We start from the raw sequence: 18,202 nt of genomic DNA, 5'->3' as shown, positions 1-18,202 counted from the left end.
TGGTGTGGGGGCCTGTGGACAACGGATTTCCCGAGGGGGTGAGCGGTTGCGGGGTCCGGTGCCGTACGGGGTGCCCCGTGCTGGTGTGGCCCTGGGGTGAGTCGCGCTGCCCGGCGCTTGCGGGGTGCCGTCGCGCCCACCCGTGCCGCCCTGGGGGTACCTCCCAGGCCCTTAAGGCACTGGGGGAGGCACGACTGCCCGCGGTCGCGGGCGCTACGCCCGCCCCACCGAAGCCGAACGCTGCGCCGCAGGCATCCCACCCGACCACCGGAGGTATAAGGTCTCCGCACAAGCGACGTTACTCATCGGTAAGGGGAGAGCCGCCATGCAGCTAGGGATCAACCTCGGCTACTGGGGTGCCGGAATGGACGCGGACAACCTCGCCGTGGCCCAGGAGGCAGACCGCCTCGGATACGCCGTCTGCTGGGCCGCGGAGGCCTACGGTTCCGACGCCGCCACCGTCCTCACCTGGGTCGCCGCCCAGACCCACCGCATCGACGTAGGCTCGGCCATCTTCCAGATCCCGGCCCGTCAACCGGCCATGACGGCGATGACCGCCGCCACCCTGGACTCCCTCTCCCAGGGCCGCTTCCGCCTCGGCCTCGGCGTCTCCGGCCCCCAGGTCTCCGAGGGCTGGTACGGCGTCAAGTTCGACAAGCCACTCGCCCGCACCCGCGAGTACGTCGAGATCATCCGCAAGGCCATGACCCGCGAACGCCTCACCCACGACGGCGAACACTGGACCCTCCCCCTCCCCGGCGGCCCCGGCAAGCCCATCAAGCTCACCGTGCACCCCCAGCGCGAGCACATCCCCCTCTACATCGCCGCCATCGGCCCGAAGAACCTCGAACAGACCGGCGAGATCGCCGACGGCGCCCTGCTGATCTTCCCCTCCGCCGACCACCTCGAGGACACCGCCGTCAAGCACCTCCGCGCGGGCCGCGAGAAGGCCGGCAAGACCCTCGACGGCTTCGACATCTGCCCCACCGTCCCCCTCGCCGTCGGCGACGACAAGGACGTCACCACCCTCGCCGACACCTTCCGCCCCTACACCGCGCTGTACGTCGGCGGCATGGGCAGCCGCAAGCAGAACTTCTACAACCAGCTCGCCCGGCGCATGGGCTACGAACGCGAGGCCGCCGAGATCCAGGACAAGTACCTCACCGGCGACAAGCAGGGCGCGGCCGCCGCCGTCCCGCACGACCTGATCGACAAGACCACCCTCCTCGGCTCCGTCGACCGCATCGCCGACCGGATGAAGGCCTACGCCACCGCGGGAGTCACCACCCTCACCCTCGCCCCGGCCGGCTTCACGCTCGACGAGCGCCTCGCATCGCTCCGCGCCGGCACCGAAGCCCTGGAACGCGCGGGTCTCGCGTAGACCTCACGGCCGTGGTGGGGGCTCGGGGGCCACCCCGCCACGGCCGTGACGTCCGTCACCCACCACAACGTCCGCCGACCCACCCGGTTACGCTCCCGCGCCCTTCTCCCGTACTCCTTTTGGCGGAGTTGCCGGGCATACCTGTTGCCGCCACCCGTCCCGCGCACTTGACTCGTTCTTTGCGGAACTTCGGAGCCGCGGAAGCCCGTGGAGAGCAGAAAGCCCGCGGAGAGCGGAAGCCTGCGGAGAGGTGGCCCACCATGCTTTCGGCCAAGAGTCTGTTCCAGGAGATCCTCGACAACGACGAGTCCTTCGCCCTGTTCTGCTCCATCGCCGCGAGCGGCGAGTCCCAGGGCGGCTGGGAGAACGCCCGTATCGCCGCGCTGGTCCCCGAGACCCAGCGCGAACTCGCCCCCAAGATCACCAGGCACGGCGCCGACGAGGACAAGCACGGCCGCATCTTCAACGCCCTGATGAAGAAGCGCGGCCTCAAGCCCGTCCCGGTCCCCCCGGAGACCGACTACACGATGCTCCTCGAGAACAGCGGCATCGGCCTGGCCCACGGCCGGCTGAAGCGCGACGAGCCCCTCACCGTCCAGGACATCGTCACCTACCTCGCCCACAGCAGGGTCACCGAACAACGCGCCTCCGAGCAGATGGACCTGCTGCGCAAGCACTTCTCCGACCACCCCGACCTCGGCCGCGCGGTCAGGATGATCTCCGACGACGAGGACAACCACCTCGCCTACTGCCACGAGGAACTGCTGCGCTTCGCGTACGCCGGACACGGCCGCGCCATCCAGCGCACCCTGCGCGAGTGCGCGCTCGCGGAGATCCGCGTCTACCGGGACGTCAGCCTGGCGGTGATGGCCCACATGGGCCGCATCCTCGGCTGGCCCGCCCCCAAGGCGGCGGTCCTCGCGGCAGGCATCCACGCGGTGTACGCGTACGAACGCCTGGGCGGCTGGCGCCGCATGGTCTCCCTCAGGATGCCCGACCGCCGCAACGCGCTCGGCGGCCCGGCGAACCCGGAGCCGAAGTTCGCGTGACCGCACGGGGGCACCAGGCCGGCGAACCCGGAACCGGGGTTCGCGTGACCGGACACCGGACACCGGCCCAGCCCCTCACATCCACCCCCGCCGCTTGAACAGGCGGAACAGCAGCACCTCCAGCCCCACCATCACCAGGATCACCACCGGATACGACCACTCCCACCGCAGCTCCGGCATGTGCTCGAAGTTCATCCCGTAGATCCCCGCGATCATCGTGGGGACCGCGGCCATGGCCGCCCACGCGGAGATCTTCCGCATGTCGTCGTTCTGCCGCACGCTCATCTGCGCCAGATGCGCCGAGAGGATGTCCGAGACCAGCCGGTCCAGCCCTTCCACGGACTCGTTCACCCGGGTGAGGTGGTCGTGCACGTCACGGAAGAAGGGCCGCACCCGGTCCTCCACGAACGGCACCTTCCCCCCGTACGTGCCGACCCCCGCCAGCCGCGTCATCGGCAGCGCCAGCGGCCCGGTCGCGCGGCGGAACTCCAGGATCTGCCGCTTGAAGTTGTAGATCTTGGACGCGGTGTACCGCGAACCCCCGCTGTCGGGGCTGAAGACCTCCGTCTCCAGCTCCTCCAGGTCGGTCTGCAGTTCGGTCGCCACGTCCAGGTAGTGGTCGACGACGGCGTCGGCGACCGCGTACAGCACCGAGGTGGGCCCCTCTCCCAGCAGTTCGGGCTCCCGCTCGAGCCGCCGCCGCACGGCCCCGAGCGGCGCGTCCTCCCCGTGCCGTACGGTCACGGCGAAGGAGTCACCGAGGAAGATCATGACTTCGCCGGAGGAGACGGTGTCGCTCCGCGGCTCGTACCCGACCGGTTTCAGCACCACGAAGAGCGAGTCGTCGTACACCTCCAGCTTGGGCCGCTGATGGGCCTTGAGGGCGTCCTCGACCGCCAGCGGGTGCAGGCTGAACTCCTGCGCGACCAGGTCGAACTCGTCCGCCGTCGGCTCGTGCAGCCCGATCCAGACGAACCCCCCGGCCGACCGCGCCTCGTCCAGCGCGTCGGAGAAGTCGTGGGGCCCCTCCGACCGATGCCCCTCCCGGTAGATGGCACAGTCGACGATCACGAAGCGTTTTCTCCCTTCCTCTCACGGACACCGCACCCGCGGGTGCGCCTACCCTGGGCCGCATGCCCACGCTGCTCCTGGTCCGGCACGGACGCTCCACCGCCAACACCGAGGGACTGCTCGCCGGGTGGACGCCCGGCGTCGCCCTCGACGACCGCGGCGCCGCCCAGGCCGCCGCACTTCCCGGACGGCTCGCCGAGCTGCCGCTGGCCGAGATCGTCACCAGCCCGCTCCAGCGCTGCCGGGAGACCCTCCGGCCGCTGCTGGACGCCCGTCCCGGCCTCACCCCGCACACCGACGACCGCATCGGCGAGTGCCACTACGGCGACTGGTCGGGCCGCAAACTCGCCGAACTCAAGGACGAGCCCCTGATGGAGGTGGTGCAGGCGCACCCGTCGGCGGCGGCCTTCCCCGGCGGGGAGTCCATGCGCGCGATGCAGACGCGCGCCGCCGAGGCGGTGCGCGAGTGGAACGCGCGCGTGGAGCGCGATCACGGCGCCGACGCCGTGTACCTCATGTGCTCGCACGGCGACATCATCAAGTCTCTCGTCGCGGACGCGCTCGGACTTCATCTCGACCTCTTCCAGCGGATTTCCGTTGAACCGTGTTCCATCACCGCGATCCGTTACACACGGCTGCGTCCTTTTCTCGTCCGCCTCGGCGACACCGGCGACCTCGCGTCCCTGGCGCCGCGCGAGGAACCGCCGGCCGACGACGCCACGGTCGGGGGCGACGCGGGCGCACCGTGATCGTCGGGCGCAGTAGGGTGAAGCGGTCGCAGCAGTGCGTCCCCGTTTCGACCAGCCGCCCGTCCCCCCCCACCGCCCACCACGACTCTCAATGGAGACAGGACGTGTCCCGTCAGGTGTTCCTCTACGACCAACCGGAACGTTTCGTGGCCGGTACGGTCGGGCTGCCAGGGCGCCGTACGTTCTTCCTCCAGGCCTCCGCCGGCTCCCGGGTGACCAGCGTGGCTCTGGAGAAGACCCAGGTCGCGGCGCTCGCCGAGCGGATGGACGAACTGCTCGACGAGGTCGTGCGCCGCAGCGGCGGCAGCGCGGCGGTGCCCGCGATGACGCCGGCCGAGATCACCGACAGCGCCCCGCTGGACACCCCCGTGGAGGAGGAGTTCCGCGTCGGCACCATGGCGCTCGCCTGGGACGGCGAGGAGCAGCGCATGATCGTCGAGGCGCAGGCGCTCGTCGAACTGGACGCCGACTCCGAGGAGGACCTCGCCGAGGCCGAGGAGCGGCTGCTCCAGGACGAGGAGAACGGGCCCCCGATGCTCCGCGTCCGGCTCACCGGCGCGCAGGCCCGGGCCTTCGCCAAGCGCGCCCTCGACGTCGTCAACGCCGGGCGGCCGCCGTGCCCGCTGTGCAGCCTCCCGCTCGACCCGGAAGGACACGTATGTCCGCGCCAGAACGGATACCGCCGCGGAGCGTGACGGCCGCCGACCCGGCCGCCGCGGCGCTGCTCGCCGAGGGCGAGCTGACCGTGCGCGGACGCATCCGCGAGGCGTCGAACGCGGCGCTGTACTGCACCGTGACGTACGACGGCCGGGAAGCCGCGTGCGTCTACAAGCCGGTCGCCGGGGAGCGGCCCCTGTGGGACTTCCCCGACGGCACGCTCGCCGGGCGCGAGGTCGCGGCGTACGCGGTCTCCGAGGCGACCGGCTGGGGCCTCGTCCCGCCCACCGTGCTCCGCGACGGCCCCTACGGCGAGGGCATGTGCCAACTGTGGATCGAGACGGCGCCCGGCGCGGAACTCCTCGCCCTGGTCGACGGCGAGGAGCCGGAGCCGGGCTGGAAGGCGGTCGGCTTCGCCGAGGTCGGTGAGGGCCGCACCGCGCTGCTCGTGCACGCCGACGACGAGCGGCTGCGCCGGCTCGCGGTCCTCGACGCGGTGATCAACAACGCCGACCGCAAGGGCGGGCATCTGCTGCCCACCGCGGAGGGCCTGCTGTACGGCATCGACCACGGGGTCACCTTCAACGCCGAGGACAAGCTCCGCACCCTGCTGTGGGGCTGGGCGGGTGAGCCCCTGACCGCGGAGGCGTTGGACGTCCTCGAGGGCCTCAGAACGGCCCTCACCGGCACCGGCGCCCTCACCGCCGCCCTGACCCCCCTCATCACCCGCGCGGAGATCGACGCCACCCGTACACGCGTCGAGACCCTCCTCACCACCGGCACCCACCCGCAGCCGGGCGGCGACTGGCCGGCCATCCCCTGGCCCCCGGTCTGAACGAGACGGCAGCCCGTCCGGAACGAGACGGCAGCCCGTCCGGAACGGGACCGGCAGCACACCGGACGGCGCGGCGCAAGAGCGCCTTCCCGGTCATCCGGCCTGCTCCCGTTCGTTTTCCGAACCGCGGTCCGGTTAGGCTCATGACATGCATGCCTGGCCCGCTTCCGAGGTCCCCGCCCTGCCCGGTCAGGGCCGCGACCTGAGGATCCACGACACCGCGACCGGAGGCCTGATCACCTCCGCCCCCGGTCCCGTCGCCCGTATCTACGTCTGCGGCATCACCCCCTACGACGCCACCCACATCGGACACGCGGCGACCTACAACGCGTTCGACCTCGTGCAGCGCGTGTGGCTCGACACCAAGCGGCAGGTTCACTACGTCCAGAACGTCACCGACGTCGACGACCCGCTGCTGGAGCGGGCCGAGCGGGACGGCCTCGACTGGGCCGAGCTCGCCGAGCGCGAGACCGCGCTGTTCCGCGAGGACATGACGGCCCTGCGGATGCTGCCCCCGCGCCAGTACATAGGCGCCGTGGAGGCGATACCCGGCATCGTCCCCCTCGTCGAACGGCTGCGTGACCTCGGTGCGACCTACGAGATCGACGGCGACGTCTACTTCTCCGTCGAGTCCGACCCGCACTTCGGCCAGGTCTCGAACCTCGACGCCGCCGCCATGCGGCTGCTGTCCGCCGAACGCGGCGGCGACCCGGACCGTCCGGGCAAGAAGAACCCCGTCGACCCGATGCTCTGGATGGCCGCCCGCGAGGGCGAGCCGAGCTGGGACGGCGGCTCCCTCGGCCGGGGCCGCCCCGGCTGGCACATCGAGTGCGTGGCCATCGCCCTCGACCACCTCGGCATGGGCTTCGACGTCCAGGGCGGCGGCTCCGACCTGGTCTTCCCGCACCACGAGATGGGCGCCTCGCACGCCCAGGCGCTCACCGGCGAGTTCCCCATGGCCAAGGCGTACGTCCACGCCGGCATGGTCGCCCTGCACGGCGAGAAGATGTCCAAGTCCAAGGGCAACCTGGTCTTCGTGTCCGCGCTGCGGCGCGAGGGCGTGGACCCGGCGGCGATCCGGCTGGCGCTGCTCGCCCACCACTACCGCGCCGACTGGGAGTGGACCGACCAGGTCCTCCAGGACGCCGTGACCCGCCTCGGCCACTGGCGTGCCGCGGTCTCCCGCCCCGACGGCCCGCCCGCCGAGGCGCTGGTCGAGGAGATCCGCGAGGCGCTGGCCAACGATCTGGACGCCCCCGCCGCGCTGGCCGCCGTCGACCGCTGGACCGTGCTCCAGGAGGAGAGCGGCGGCACGGACACCGGCGCGCCCGGCGTCGTCTCCCGCGCGGTGGACGCGCTGCTCGGCGTGGCGCTGTAACCGGACACCACGACGAAGGGGCGCCCCGTTCAGAAACAGGGCGCCCCTTCGTGTTCAGTCCTCCGACGAATCATCGCCGCCCGAGTCCGGGCCCGAGTCCGGGCCCGAGTCCGAGCCCGGGTCGGAGTCCGTCTCCGGCTTCGGCGGCCTCGGCGGGCGGGTGCGCCCGCCCGGGCCCTCCCGCCGGTACGACGTACCGTCCGAGCCGTCGGCCGTGGCGTGCCCGCCGGGCGGACCCGACGCCCCGTCACGGCGCCGCAGGTAGCGCTCGAACTCGCGGGCGATCGCCTCGCCCGACGCCTCCGGCAGCTCGGCGGTGTCCCGGGCCTCCTCCAGCGTCTGGACGTACTCGGCCACCTCGCTGTCCTCCGCGGCCAGTTGGTCCACACCCACCTGCCAGGCACGCGCGTCCTCGGGCAGCTCGCCCAGCGGGATCCGCACGTCGATCAGGTCCTCCAGGCGGTTGAGGAGGGCCAGCGTGGCCTTCGGGTTGGGCGGCTGCGAGACGTAGTGCGGGACCGCCGCCCACAGCGACACCGCGGGCACGCCCGCGTGCGTGCACGCCTCCTGGAGGATGCCGACGATGCCCGTGGGGCCCTCGTACTTGGTCTCCTCCAGGTCCATGCGGCGGGCCAGGTCCGGGTCGGACGTGGTCCCGCTGATCGGGACCGGGCGGGTGTGCGGGGTGTCACCGAGCAGCGCGCCCAGCACGACCACCAGCTCCACGCCGAGTTCGTGCGCGAAGCCGAGGATCTCGTTGCAGAACGAACGCCACCGCATGGACGGTTCGATGCCGCGGACCAGCACCAGATCGCGAGGCTTCTCGCCGCCGACCCGGACCACCGACAACCGCGTCGTCGGCCAGGTGATCTTGCGGACGCCGTCCTCCATGAACACCGTGGGGCGGTTCACCTGGAAGTCGTAGTAGTCCTCGGCGTCCAGCGCCGCGAACACCTCGCCCTTCCACTCCCTGTCCAGATGCGCGACCGCGGTGGAGGCGGCGTCACCGGCATCGTTCCAGCCCTCGAACGCGGCCACCATGACCGGGTCGACCAGCTCGGGAACCCCCTCGAGCTCGATCACCCAGCGCCTCCTTCCGACGTGCCCTCGCGTACGCCCCAACCTTACGGCGTGCTCACGGGGCGCCCGCAGCCCCCTCACAGGGGGAGTGCCCCCATCACTGCCCCGTCGGGCACCGGGAAACACCCTTCGGCGGTCCGGGGGCCCCGGGGCGGAAGGAGACGTTCACAGTGTGGACCGCAGCCACTGCTCCACGCTCGCGATGTGCACCGTCGCCCAGGACCGCGCCGCCTCCGCGTCCCGGTCCCGCAGAGCGGCCAGGATGGCCCGGTGCTCGCGCAGGGTGCGGCCGACCGCGTCCTCCTGGGTGAGCCCGCGCCAGATCCGGGCCCGGGTGGTGGGGCCGGACAGGCCGTCGAGCAGGGAGCACAGCACGGAGTTGCCGGAGCCGCGCACGATGCCCCGGTGGAACTCCAGGTCGGCGGCGACCAGGTCCTCCACCGACGGTTCGTCGCCGAGCCTGTCCAACTGCTCCGACAGCGCGTCCAGTTGCTCCTCGCCGATCCGGGTGGCCGCGAGGGCCGTCGCGGCCGGCTCCAGGATGCGGCGCACGGCGAGGAACTCCAGGACCGTGTCGTCGCGGTGGAAGTCGACGACGAAACTCAGCGCCTCCAGCAGGAGTTGCGGGTCGAGACTGGTGACGTAGGTGCCGTCGCCCTGCCGTACGTCCAGGATGCGGATCAGCGACAGGGCGCGCACCGCCTCGCGCAGCGAGTTGCGGGACAGCCCCAGCTCGGCCGCGAGCTCGCTCTCCTTGGGCAGCCGGGCGCCGGGACGCAGCGCACCCGAGACGATCATTCCCTTGATCTTCTCGATCGCCTCGTCGGTCACTGCCATACCGCGCCTCCCTGCGGACCAGACCTCCGATGTATCCAGCCCATTATGTAACGGGTCAGGGGCGGCTCCGTCGGTGCGGAGCCGCCCCTGACCCGGTACCGGCTCCCGTGCGGGGGAGCCGGGGGACCGCGGGTTACCTCTTGTCGAGCAGGGACTGGACGTCGGCGCGGACCTCGTCCGTGGCCAGGCCGCGGATCGTCAGGGTGGTGCGGCGGCGCAGCACGTCGTCCGCGGTCTCGGCCCACTCGTGGTCGCGGGCCCAGACGACCTGCGCCCAGATCTCCGGGGCGTCCGGGTGGACGCGCCGGGCGAGCGCCGGGTCGTCGTTGGCCAGGCGGGCGATGTCGAAGGCCAGCGAACCGTAGTGGGTGGCCAGGTGCCTGGCGGTGTCCGCCGCCATGCGCGGGCCGGGCGCCGGGCCGTCGACCAGCAGCCGGTGGGCCACCGCGCGGGGGTTGGCCACGCCCGGCAGCGGCAGCTTCTTCGGCAGCGAGGCGATCGGCTCGAAGTCCTCGCCCAGCGGGTGACCCGGCAGTTCCTGGAGCTTGCGCATCACCGTACGGCCGATGTGGCGGAAGGTGGTCCACTTGCCGCCCGCGACGGACAGCATCCCGCCCCGGCCCTCGGTGACGACGGTCTCCCGCTTGGCCTTGGCCGTGTCCCCGGGGCCGCCCGGCAGCACCCGCAGCCCGGCGAAGGCGTACGTGATCAGGTCACGGTCGAGCTGCTGGTCGCGGATGGAGAACGCGGCCTCGTCGAGTATCTGCGCGGTGTCCTTCTCCGTGACCGCGACGTCCGCCGGGTCGCCCTCGAACTCCTCGTCGGTGGTGCCGAGCAGCAGCATGTCCTCCCAGGGGAGGGCGAAGGTGATCCGGTACTTGTCGATGGGGGTGGCCAGCGCGGCCTTCCACGGGGAGGTCCGCTTCAGGACCAGGTGCGCGCCCTTCGACAGACGGATGGACGGCGCGGCGTCCGGGTCCTCCATACGGCGCAGGTGGTCGACCCACGGGCCGGTGGCGTTGAGCACGAGGCGGGCGTTCACGCCGAACTCGTCGCCCGAGAGCCGGTCGCGCAGCTCGGCGCCGGTGACCCGGCCCCGGGTGAAGCGCAGGCCCGTCACCTCGGCGTGGTTGAGGACGACCGCGCCGGACTCGGCCGCCGCGCGGACCGTCATCAGCGCCATGCGCGCGTCGTTCATCTGGTCGTCGCCGTACACGGCCACGGCCTTGAGGTTCTCGGTGCGCAGCTCCGGCACGTCCTGCGCGGCCTTGGCCGGCGAGAGCAGGTGGCCGACGCCGTCGCCGAAGGCGGACAGCGCCGAGTACGCGAAGACACCGGCGCCGAGCTTCGCCGCGCCGTGCGGCCCGCCCTTGTACACGGGGAGGTAGAACGTGAGCGGGTTCGCCAGGTGGGGGGCCACCTGGCGGGAGACCGCGCGGCGCTCGAAGTGGTTCTCCGCCACCAGCTTCACCGCGCCGGTCTGCAGGTAGCGCAGACCGCCGTGGAGCAGCTTGGAGGAGGCGGAGGAGGTGGCGCCGGCGAAGTCACCGGCGTCCACCAGGGCCACCCTGAGGCCGGACTGCGCGGCGTGCCAGGCGGTGGAGATGCCCAGGATGCCGCCGCCGATCACGAGAAGGTCGTACGACGCCTTGGAGAGCTGCTCCCGGGTCTCGGCACGGCTCGGGTTCGAGCCGGACGCCGGGCGCGTCCCCAGGGCAGGCACGGACTGCAGGGTGGACTGGGTGGTCATGGCGGTTCTTACTCCTCGTCCTCGAGCCAGCCCATGGTCCGCTCGACGGCCTTGAGCCAGCTCTTGTACTCACGGTCGCGGGTCTCCGCGTCCATGCGGGGGGTCCACTCGGCGGCCCGCCGCCAGTTGGCGCGCAGGTCGTCGGTGCTGTTCCAGAAGCCGACGGCCAGGCCGGCGGCGTAGGCGGCGCCGAGGCAGGTGGTCTCGGCGACCATCGGGCGCACCACGGGGGCGTCCAGGAAGTCCGAGAGCGTCTGCATCAGCAGGTTGTTGGAGGTCATGCCGCCGTCGACCTTGAGGGCGGTCAGCTCCACGCCGGAGTCCTTCGTCATGGCGTCCGCGATCTCCCGCGTCTGCCAGGCGGTGGCCTCCAGCACGGCGCGCGCGAGGTGCGCCTTGGTGACGTACCGGGTCAGTCCGGCGATCACACCGCGGGCGTCGGAGCGCCAGTACGGGGCGAACAGGCCGGAGAAGGCCGGCACGAAGTAGGCGCCGCCGTTGTCCTCGACGGTCAGCGCGAGGGTCTCGATCTCGGCGGCGGTGGAGATCAGGCCCATCTGGTCGCGCATCCACTGCACCAGCGAGCCGGTGACGGCGATCGAGCCCTCCAGGGCGTAGACCGGCTTCTGGTCGCCGATCCGGTAGCCGACCGTGGTCAGCAGGCCGCTGTAGGAGTTGATGATCTTGTCGCCGGTGTTCATCACCATGAAGGTGCCGGTGCCGTACGTCGACTTGGTCTCGCCCTCGGCGAAGCAGGTCTGGCCGAACAGGGCCGCCTGCTGGTCACCGAGCGCGGAGGCGACCGGGATGCCGCCGAGCAGCTCGCCCAGCCTGCCGCCCGTGATCTCGCCGTAGACCTCGGCGGAGGAGCGGATCTCGGGCAGCATCGCGGTGGGCACGCCGATGGACTCGGCGATCTTCTCGTCCCACTGCATCGTGTGCAGGTTCATCAGCATCGTGCGGGACGCGTTGGTGACGTCGGTGACGTGGTGGCCGCCGTTCACACCGCCGGTCAGGTTCCAGATGACCCAGGTGTCCATGGTGCCGAAGAGGATGTCGCCCGCCTCGGCGCGCTCCTTGAGGCCGTCGACGTTGTCGAGCAGCCAGCGGGCCTTGGGGCCGGCGAAGTAGGAGGCGAGGGGAAGGCCGGTCTCGCGGCGGAAGCGGTCCTGGCCGACGTTGCGGCCGAGCTCGCGGCAGAGGGCGTCGGTGCGGGTGTCCTGCCAGACGATGGCGTTGTGGACCGGCTCACCGGTGTTCTTGTCCCACAGCACGGTCGTCTCGCGCTGGTTGGTGATGCCGATGGCCTTGATGTCGTCGCGGGTGATGCCGGCCTTCTCGATGGCTCCGGCGACGACCTCCTGGACGTTGGTCCAGATCTCGGTGGCGTCGTGCTCGACCCAGCCGGGCTTGGGGAAGATCTGCTCGTGCTCCTTCTGGTCGACGGAGACGATGCGCCCGTCGCGGTCGAAGACGATGCAGCGGGAGGAGGTCGTGCCCTGGTCGATGGCGGCGATGAACGGGCCGGCGGTGTGGGCGTCGGTCACTGTGTGCTCCTGGGAGTTCCTTGGTTACGGGGCTGTGTGTACGGCGCTTCTACAACATTCGCCGTTGACGGCGACCTGGTCGACTAGGCGAAGGCGACGTTGTAGATACCGGCCGCGAGGGCACCGCCGATCAGCGGACCGACCACCGGGACCCAGGCGTAGGACCAGTCGGAGCCGCCCTTGTTGGGCAGCGGCAGCAGCGCGTGCACGATGCGCGGACCGAGGTCGCGGGCCGGGTTGATGGCGTAACCGGTCGGGCCGCCCAGCGACAGACCGATGGAGACGACGACGAGCGCCGTGATCAGGCCGCCCAGCACGCCGAGGCCGTTGCCCGCGTCGTTCAGGCCCTGGGTGAGGATGGCGAGCAGCAGCACGAAGGTGCCGATGATCTCCGTGGCGAGGTTCTGCACCGGGTTCCGGATCTCCGGGCCGGTGGAGAAGACGCCGAGCACCGGGCCCGCGCCCTTCTCCTGCGCCTCGACCGCCTTGGCGGCGGTGGTCTGCGCGCCCGGACCGCCGACGATCTCCTTGTCGGTGAGGTGGGCCAGGAACTGGCCGTAGTAGGCCACCCAGACCAGAGCCGCACCGATCATCGCGCCGAGGAACTCTCCGGCGAAGTAGACCGGAACGTTGCTCCACTCGCCGTCCTTGAGGGCGAGTGCCACGGTGACGGCCGGGTTGAGGTGGGCGCCGGAGAGCGGTCCGGCGATGTAGACGGCCGTCATGACGGCGAAGCCCCACCCGAAGGCGATGGCGAGCCAGCCGGCGTTACGGGCCTTGGAGGCCTTCAGCGTCACGGCGGCGCAGACGCCGCCGCCGAGCAGGATGAGTATGGCGGTACCGATGGTCTCGCCGATGAAGATGTCGGAGCTGGACACCCGCGACTCCTTTGTCCTTCGTCCAGGGAAGCCGACCCCCGGGTCCCACCGGGGATTGGCGCCCTCAGGGGTGAGAGCGATGCCGGCCCTTGGCGTTGTCACACTCTAACTCGTATTGCCGGTAGGTGTTCGACAATGCCGACCGATGGACGGGAGTCTTTCCCGGCACCCCCCGGGCGTCAAGAGTTTGGTTGTCGAAAACGCGATCGTTATCGATCGTCCCGAGTCGTCGATCTTCGCGGCGGTTGCACCGGCTCGCGCCCCGTATGTCCGCCCCCCCGGGCACGGCTGTGACCGGAACGCCGTACGGCACCCCGGTCTCCTCGGTGTTCCGCTCAGAACCGCCCGGCGCCCAGATCCCGCGACACCGCGCGGGCGCAGTCCCGCACCGCCGCGATCAGCTCGGGCCGCAACTCGCCGTCCCGGCGCAGCCGCTCCACCGCCCCCGTGATGCCCACCGCGCCCACCGGCATGCGCCGCCGGTCGTGGATGGGGGCGGCGACGGCGGCGACGCCCTCCCAGGTCTCCTCCACGTCCGCCGCGTAGCCGCGCGCGCGGGTGAGGTCGAGGATGTGTTCGAAGCCGTCCGGGTCGCACACCGTGCGGTCGGTGAAGGCCTTGCGGTCGGCCTCCAGGGCCTCGCTGTGGGCCACCGGGTCGTAGGCCGACAGCACCTTGCCCAGGGCCGTGGAGTGCAGCGGCTGCATGGCCCCTATCTCCAGGACCTGCCGGCTGTCGTCCGGCCGGAAGACGTGGTGCACGATCAGCACCCCCTGCTGGTGCAGCACGCCGAGGTGGACGCTCTCGCCGCTGGAGCGGGCCAGGTCGTCCGTCCACACCAGGGCGCGCGCCCGCAGCTCGTGCACGTCGAGATAGGTGGTGCCCAGGCGCAGCAGCTCGGCGCCCAGCTGGTAGCGCCCGGAGGCGTCGTCCTGCTCGACGAACCCCTCCTGCTGGAGCGTGCGCAGGATGCCGTGGGCGGTGCCCTTGGCGAGGCCCAGCGACGAGGCGATGTCCGACAGGCCGAGCCGCCGCTCGCCGCCCGCGAGCAGCCGCAGCATCGCTGCCGCCCGTTCGAGCGACTGGATGTTCCGTGCCATCGCCGTACTGCCTCCGTCCCCTTCGGCCGTCGACCCGCGACGCGCCGCTGCCGCTGTTCGGCATTGTCGAACACTACCGGTCGATGTCGACCTCTCGCCAATGGTCGGTCGTGACCGGTTCCGCCACCCGTACTCCGTACGTCGGTTGTCGGCCATCATGGTCCGCCCCGTGGACGCCCTGAACATCAGGGAGCGGTCCCGGATACCCTGGCGAGGTGCGCCCAGCCGGGGACGCTCCGTGAGGGGATTCCCGGGCAGCCGCAAAGCCGACAGCCGTCGCACCCAGAGGGAGCCCCTTTCATGGCCTCGTTGCCGCAGACCCCTTCCGCCGACAGCCGGACCCGTGTGTCCGCCCTCCGCGAGGCGTTCGCCACCCGGGTGGTGGTCGCCGACGGAGCCATGGGCACCATGCTCCAGGCCCAGGACCCCACGCTCGAGGACTTCCAGGACCTCGAGGGCTGCAACGAGATCCTGAACCTGACGCGCCCGGACATCGTCCGTTCGGTCCACGCCGAGTACTTCGACGCCGGGGTCGACTGCGTCGAGACGAACACCTTCGGCGCCAACCTCACCGCCCTCGGCGAGTACGACATCCCGGAGCGCGTCGCCGAGCTGTCCGAGGCGGGCGCGCGCATCGCACGCGAGACGGCCGACGAGTACGCCGCGCGGGACGGCCGCACCCGCTGGGTGCTGGGCTCGATGGGCCCCGGCACCAAGCTGCCCACCCTCGGCCACACCACCTTCGCCGCCATCCGGGACGCCTACCAGCGGAACGCCGAGGGCCTGCTCGCGGGCGGCGCGGACGCGCTGCTGGTGGAGACGACCCAGGACCTGCTGCAGACCAAGGCCTCCGTGATCGCCGCCCGCCGCGCGATGGAGACCGCCGGGTTCGAGGTCCCGCTGATCGTGTCGGTCACGGTCGAGACCACCGGCACCATGCTGCTCGGCTCCGAGATCGGCGCCGCGCTCACCGCGCTGGAACCGCTGGGCATCGACATGATCGGCCTGAACTGCGCCACCGGCCCGGCCGAGATGAGCGAGCACCTGCGCCACCTGGCCCGCCACTCCCGCATCCGGCTGTCCTGCATGCCCAACGCCGGCCTGCCGGAACTCACCAAGGACGGCGCCCGCTACCCGCTGTCCCCGGGAGAGCTCGCGGACGCGCAGGAGAACTTCGTCCGCGACTACGGCCTGTCCCTGGTGGGCGGCTGCTGCGGCACCACGCCCGAGCACCTGCGGCAGCTCGTGGAGCGGGTGCGCGACCTCGCCCCGGCGGAGCGCGACCCGCGCCCGGAGCCCGGCGCCGCCTCCCTCTACCAGGCCGTGCCCTTCCGCCAGGACACCTCCTACCTGGCGATCGGTGAGCGGACGAACGCCAACGGGTCGAAGAAGTTCCGCGAGGCGATGCTGGAGGGCCGCTGGGACAACTGCGTGGAGATGGCGCGCGAGCAGATCCGCGAGGGCGCGCACATGCTGGACCTGTGCGTGGACTACGTGGGCCGTGACGGCGTCGCCGACATGGAGGAGCTGGCCGGACGTTTCGCCACCGCCTCCACCCTGCCCGTCGTCCTGGACTCCACCGAGGTCGACGTCATCCGGGCCGGGCTGGAGAAGCTCGGCGGCCGCGCGGTGATCAACTCGGTGAACTACGAGGACGGCGCGGGACCCGAGTCCCGGTTCGCCAAGGTCACCCAGCTCGCCAAGGAGCACGGCGCCGCCCTGATCGCGCTCACCATCGACGAGGAGGGCCAGGCCCGCACCGCCGAGAAGAAGGTCGAGATCGCCGAGCGGCTGATCGACGACCTGACCGGCAACTGGGGCATCCGGGAGGAGGACATCCTCGTCGACTGCCTGACCTTCACCATCTGCACCGGCCAGGAGGAGTCCCGCAAGGACGGCCTGGCCACCATCGATGGCATCCGCGAGCTGAAGAAGCGCCACCCCAGGGTGCAGACCACCCTGGGCCTGTCGAACATCTCCTTCGGCCTCAACCCGGCCGCCCGCATCCTGCTGAACTCGGTCTTCCTCGACGAGTGCGTCAAGGCCGGCCTGGACTCGGCGATCGTGCACGCGTCGAAGATCCTGCCCATCGCCCGGTTCAGCGAGGAAGAGGTCACCACGGCCCTCGACCTCATCCACGACCGGCGCCGTGAGGGCTACGACCCGCTGCAGAAGCTCATGGCGCTCTTCGAGGGCGCCACCGCCAAGTCGCTGAAGGCGGGCAAGGCCGAGGAACTGGCCGCGCTGCCGCTGGAGGAGCGCCTCAAGCGCCGCATCATCGACGGCGAGAAGAACGGCCTGGAGGCCGACCTGGACGAGGCCCTTCAGACCCGCAAGGCCCTCGACATCGTCAACGACACCCTCCTGGACGGCATGAAGGTGGTCGGTGAGCTGTTCGGCTCCGGCCAGATGCAGCTGCCGTTCGTGCTCCAGTCCGCCGAGGTGATGAAGACGGCCGTCGCGCACCTCGAGCCGCACATGGAGAAGACCGACGAGGCCGGCAAGGGCACCATCGTGCTGGCCACCGTGCGCGGCGACGTGCACGACATCGGCAAGAACCTGGTCGACATCATCCTGTCGAACAACGGCTACAACGTCGTCAACCTGGGCATCAAGCAGCCGGTCTCCGCGATCCTGGACGCGGCCGACGAACACAAGGCCGACGTCATCGGCATGTCGGGGCTGCTGGTGAAGTCCACGGTGATCATGAAGGAGAACCTGGAGGAGCTCAACCAGCGCGGCCTGGCCACCGACTACCCGGTGATCCTCGGCGGCGCGGCCCTCACCCGCGCCTACGTCGAGCAGGACCTGCACGAGATCTACCAGGGCGAGGTCCGCTACGCCCGCGACGCCTTCGAGGGCCTGCGCCTGATGGACGCCCTCATCGGCATCAAGCGCGGAGTGCCCGGCGCGAAGCTGCCCGAACTGAAGCAGCGCCGGGTCCGCGCGGCCACCGTGGAGATCGAGGAGCGGCCCGAGGAGGGGCACGTCCGCTCCGACGTCGCCACCGACAACCCGGTCCCCGCTCCGCCCTTCTGGGGCACGCGTGTCATCAAGGGCATCCAGCTCAAGGAGTACGCGAGCTGGCTCGACGAGGGCGCCCTGTTCAAGGGCCAGTGGGGTCTGAAGCAGGCCCGCACCGGTGACGGGCCGACCTACGAGGAGCTGGCCGAGACCGAGGGCCGGCCCAGGCTGCGCGGACTGCTCGACCGGCTCCAGACGGAGAACCTGCTGGAGGCGGCCGTGGTCTACGGCTACTTCCCGTGCGTCTCCAAGGACGACGACCTGATCATCCTGGACGAGCAGGGCAACGAGCGCACCCGCTTCACCTTCCCGCGCCAGCGCCGCGGCCGCCGGCTGTGCCTGGCGGACTTCTTCCGCCCCGAGGAGTCCGGCGAGACCGACGTCGTCGGCCTGCAGGTGGTCACCGTCGGATCGAGGATCGGCGAAGAGACCGCCCGGATGTTCGAGGCCAACGCCTACCGCGACTACCTGGAGCTGCACGGGCTCTCCGTGCAGCTGGCGGAGGCCCTGGCCGAGTACTGGCACGCGCGCGTGCGCTCCGAACTCGGCTTCGCGGGCGAGGACCCGGCCGCGATGGAGGACATGTTCGCCCTGAAGTACCGGGGCGCCCGCTTCTCCCTCGGCTACGGCGCCTGTCCCGATCTGGAGGACCGCGCCAAGATCGCCGCCCTGCTCGAACCCGAGCGCATCGGGGTGCGGCTCTCCGAGGAGTTCCAGCTGCACCCCGAGCAGTCCACGGACGCCATCGTCATCCACCACCCCGAGGCCAAGTACTTCAACGCCCGCTGAGGCCCCACCGGCCGCACCGGGCGTTCGCGGCCCTCACGACGTACACTTGTCGATCCACCGCAGGCCGGTTCCCCCCG

14 protein-coding genes are annotated in these 18,202 nt (G+C 71.2%); 7 read left to right on the top strand and 7 right to left on the bottom strand.

The window, feature by feature from the left end; all coding sequences use genetic code 11:
- Positions 1-325: 325 nt before the first annotated feature.
- Both KUM38_RS17570 and KUM38_RS17565 read left to right on the top strand, forming a co-directional pair.
- The gene (locus tag KUM38_RS17570; RefSeq protein WP_217130319.1) at positions 326-1,381 is read left to right on the top strand and encodes an LLM class F420-dependent oxidoreductase; all 1,056 of its coding nucleotides are present in this window, start codon (positions 326-328) and stop codon (positions 1,379-1,381) included.
- Positions 1,382-1,641: 260 nt separating this feature from the next.
- Positions 1,642-2,430 (top strand): ferritin-like domain-containing protein, encoded by a 789-nt coding sequence (locus tag KUM38_RS17565; RefSeq protein WP_217130318.1) that lies wholly within the window; start codon positions 1,642-1,644, stop codon positions 2,428-2,430.
- A gap of 75 nt (positions 2,431-2,505) precedes the next feature.
- Here KUM38_RS17565 and corA read toward each other — a convergent pair whose 3' ends face one another.
- Positions 2,506-3,501 (bottom strand): magnesium/cobalt transporter CorA, encoded by a 996-nt coding sequence (gene corA, locus KUM38_RS17560; RefSeq protein WP_217130317.1) that lies wholly within the window; start codon positions 3,499-3,501, stop codon positions 2,506-2,508.
- Between the two features lie 62 nt (positions 3,502-3,563).
- Between corA and KUM38_RS17555 the strand changes: the two genes are divergently transcribed.
- The 4 genes from KUM38_RS17555 to mshC all read left to right on the top strand — a co-directional run bounded on the left by KUM38_RS17555 (position 3,564) and on the right by mshC (position 7,120).
- On the top strand, positions 3,564-4,250 hold the full coding sequence (locus KUM38_RS17555) for a histidine phosphatase family protein (RefSeq protein WP_217130316.1): 687 nt from the start codon (positions 3,564-3,566) through the stop codon (positions 4,248-4,250).
- Between the two features lie 104 nt (positions 4,251-4,354).
- Complete coding sequence (locus tag KUM38_RS17550) at positions 4,355-4,945, top strand: DUF3090 domain-containing protein (RefSeq protein ID WP_217130315.1); 591 nt, start codon at positions 4,355-4,357, stop codon at positions 4,943-4,945.
- Positions 4,909-5,742: an SCO1664 family protein gene (locus KUM38_RS17545; protein ID WP_217130314.1), complete on the top strand. Its 834-nt coding sequence runs from the start codon at positions 4,909-4,911 to the stop codon at positions 5,740-5,742. The genes KUM38_RS17550 and KUM38_RS17545 overlap by 37 nt, the downstream gene beginning before the upstream one ends.
- A 148-nt stretch (positions 5,743-5,890) precedes the next feature.
- The gene (mshC, locus tag KUM38_RS17540) at positions 5,891-7,120 is read left to right on the top strand and encodes a cysteine--1-D-myo-inosityl 2-amino-2-deoxy-alpha-D-glucopyranoside ligase (protein WP_217130313.1); all 1,230 of its coding nucleotides are present in this window, start codon (positions 5,891-5,893) and stop codon (positions 7,118-7,120) included.
- Between the two features lie 54 nt (positions 7,121-7,174).
- Here mshC and KUM38_RS17535 read toward each other — a convergent pair whose 3' ends face one another.
- The 6 genes from KUM38_RS17535 to KUM38_RS17510 all read right to left on the bottom strand — a co-directional run bounded on the left by KUM38_RS17535 (position 7,175) and on the right by KUM38_RS17510 (position 14,312).
- Complete coding sequence (locus KUM38_RS17535) at positions 7,175-8,203, bottom strand: PAC2 family protein (protein ID WP_217130312.1); 1,029 nt, start codon at positions 8,201-8,203, stop codon at positions 7,175-7,177.
- Between the two features lie 162 nt (positions 8,204-8,365).
- Positions 8,366-9,037 (bottom strand): FadR/GntR family transcriptional regulator, encoded by a 672-nt coding sequence (locus KUM38_RS17530; RefSeq protein ID WP_217130311.1) that lies wholly within the window; start codon positions 9,035-9,037, stop codon positions 8,366-8,368.
- A gap of 133 nt (positions 9,038-9,170) precedes the next feature.
- Entirely contained in the window at positions 9,171-10,787 is a 1,617-nt protein-coding gene (locus KUM38_RS17525; RefSeq protein ID WP_217130310.1) for a glycerol-3-phosphate dehydrogenase/oxidase, read from the bottom strand.
- Between the two features lie 8 nt (positions 10,788-10,795).
- Entirely contained in the window at positions 10,796-12,334 is a 1,539-nt protein-coding gene (glpK, locus tag KUM38_RS17520) for a glycerol kinase GlpK (RefSeq protein WP_217130309.1), read from the bottom strand.
- Between the two features lie 83 nt (positions 12,335-12,417).
- On the bottom strand, positions 12,418-13,212 hold the full coding sequence (locus KUM38_RS17515; RefSeq protein WP_217130308.1) for an MIP/aquaporin family protein: 795 nt from the start codon (positions 13,210-13,212) through the stop codon (positions 12,418-12,420).
- A gap of 335 nt (positions 13,213-13,547) precedes the next feature.
- Entirely contained in the window at positions 13,548-14,312 is a 765-nt protein-coding gene (locus KUM38_RS17510) for an IclR family transcriptional regulator (protein WP_217130307.1), read from the bottom strand.
- 300 nt (positions 14,313-14,612) lie between these two features.
- Here KUM38_RS17510 and metH point away from each other — a divergent pair, with 300 nt between their 5' ends.
- A complete protein-coding gene (metH, locus tag KUM38_RS17505; RefSeq protein ID WP_217130306.1) occupies positions 14,613-18,125 on the top strand; it encodes a methionine synthase in 3,513 nt (1,170 codons plus the stop codon).
- The last annotated feature ends 77 nt before the right edge of the window (positions 18,126-18,202 follow it).

This window comes from Streptomyces sp. AC558_RSS880, assembly GCF_019049255.1.
Taxonomy (GTDB): Bacteria; Actinomycetota; Actinomycetes; order Streptomycetales; family Streptomycetaceae; genus Streptomyces.
This window is presented reverse-complemented; position numbering and strand designations above follow the sequence as displayed.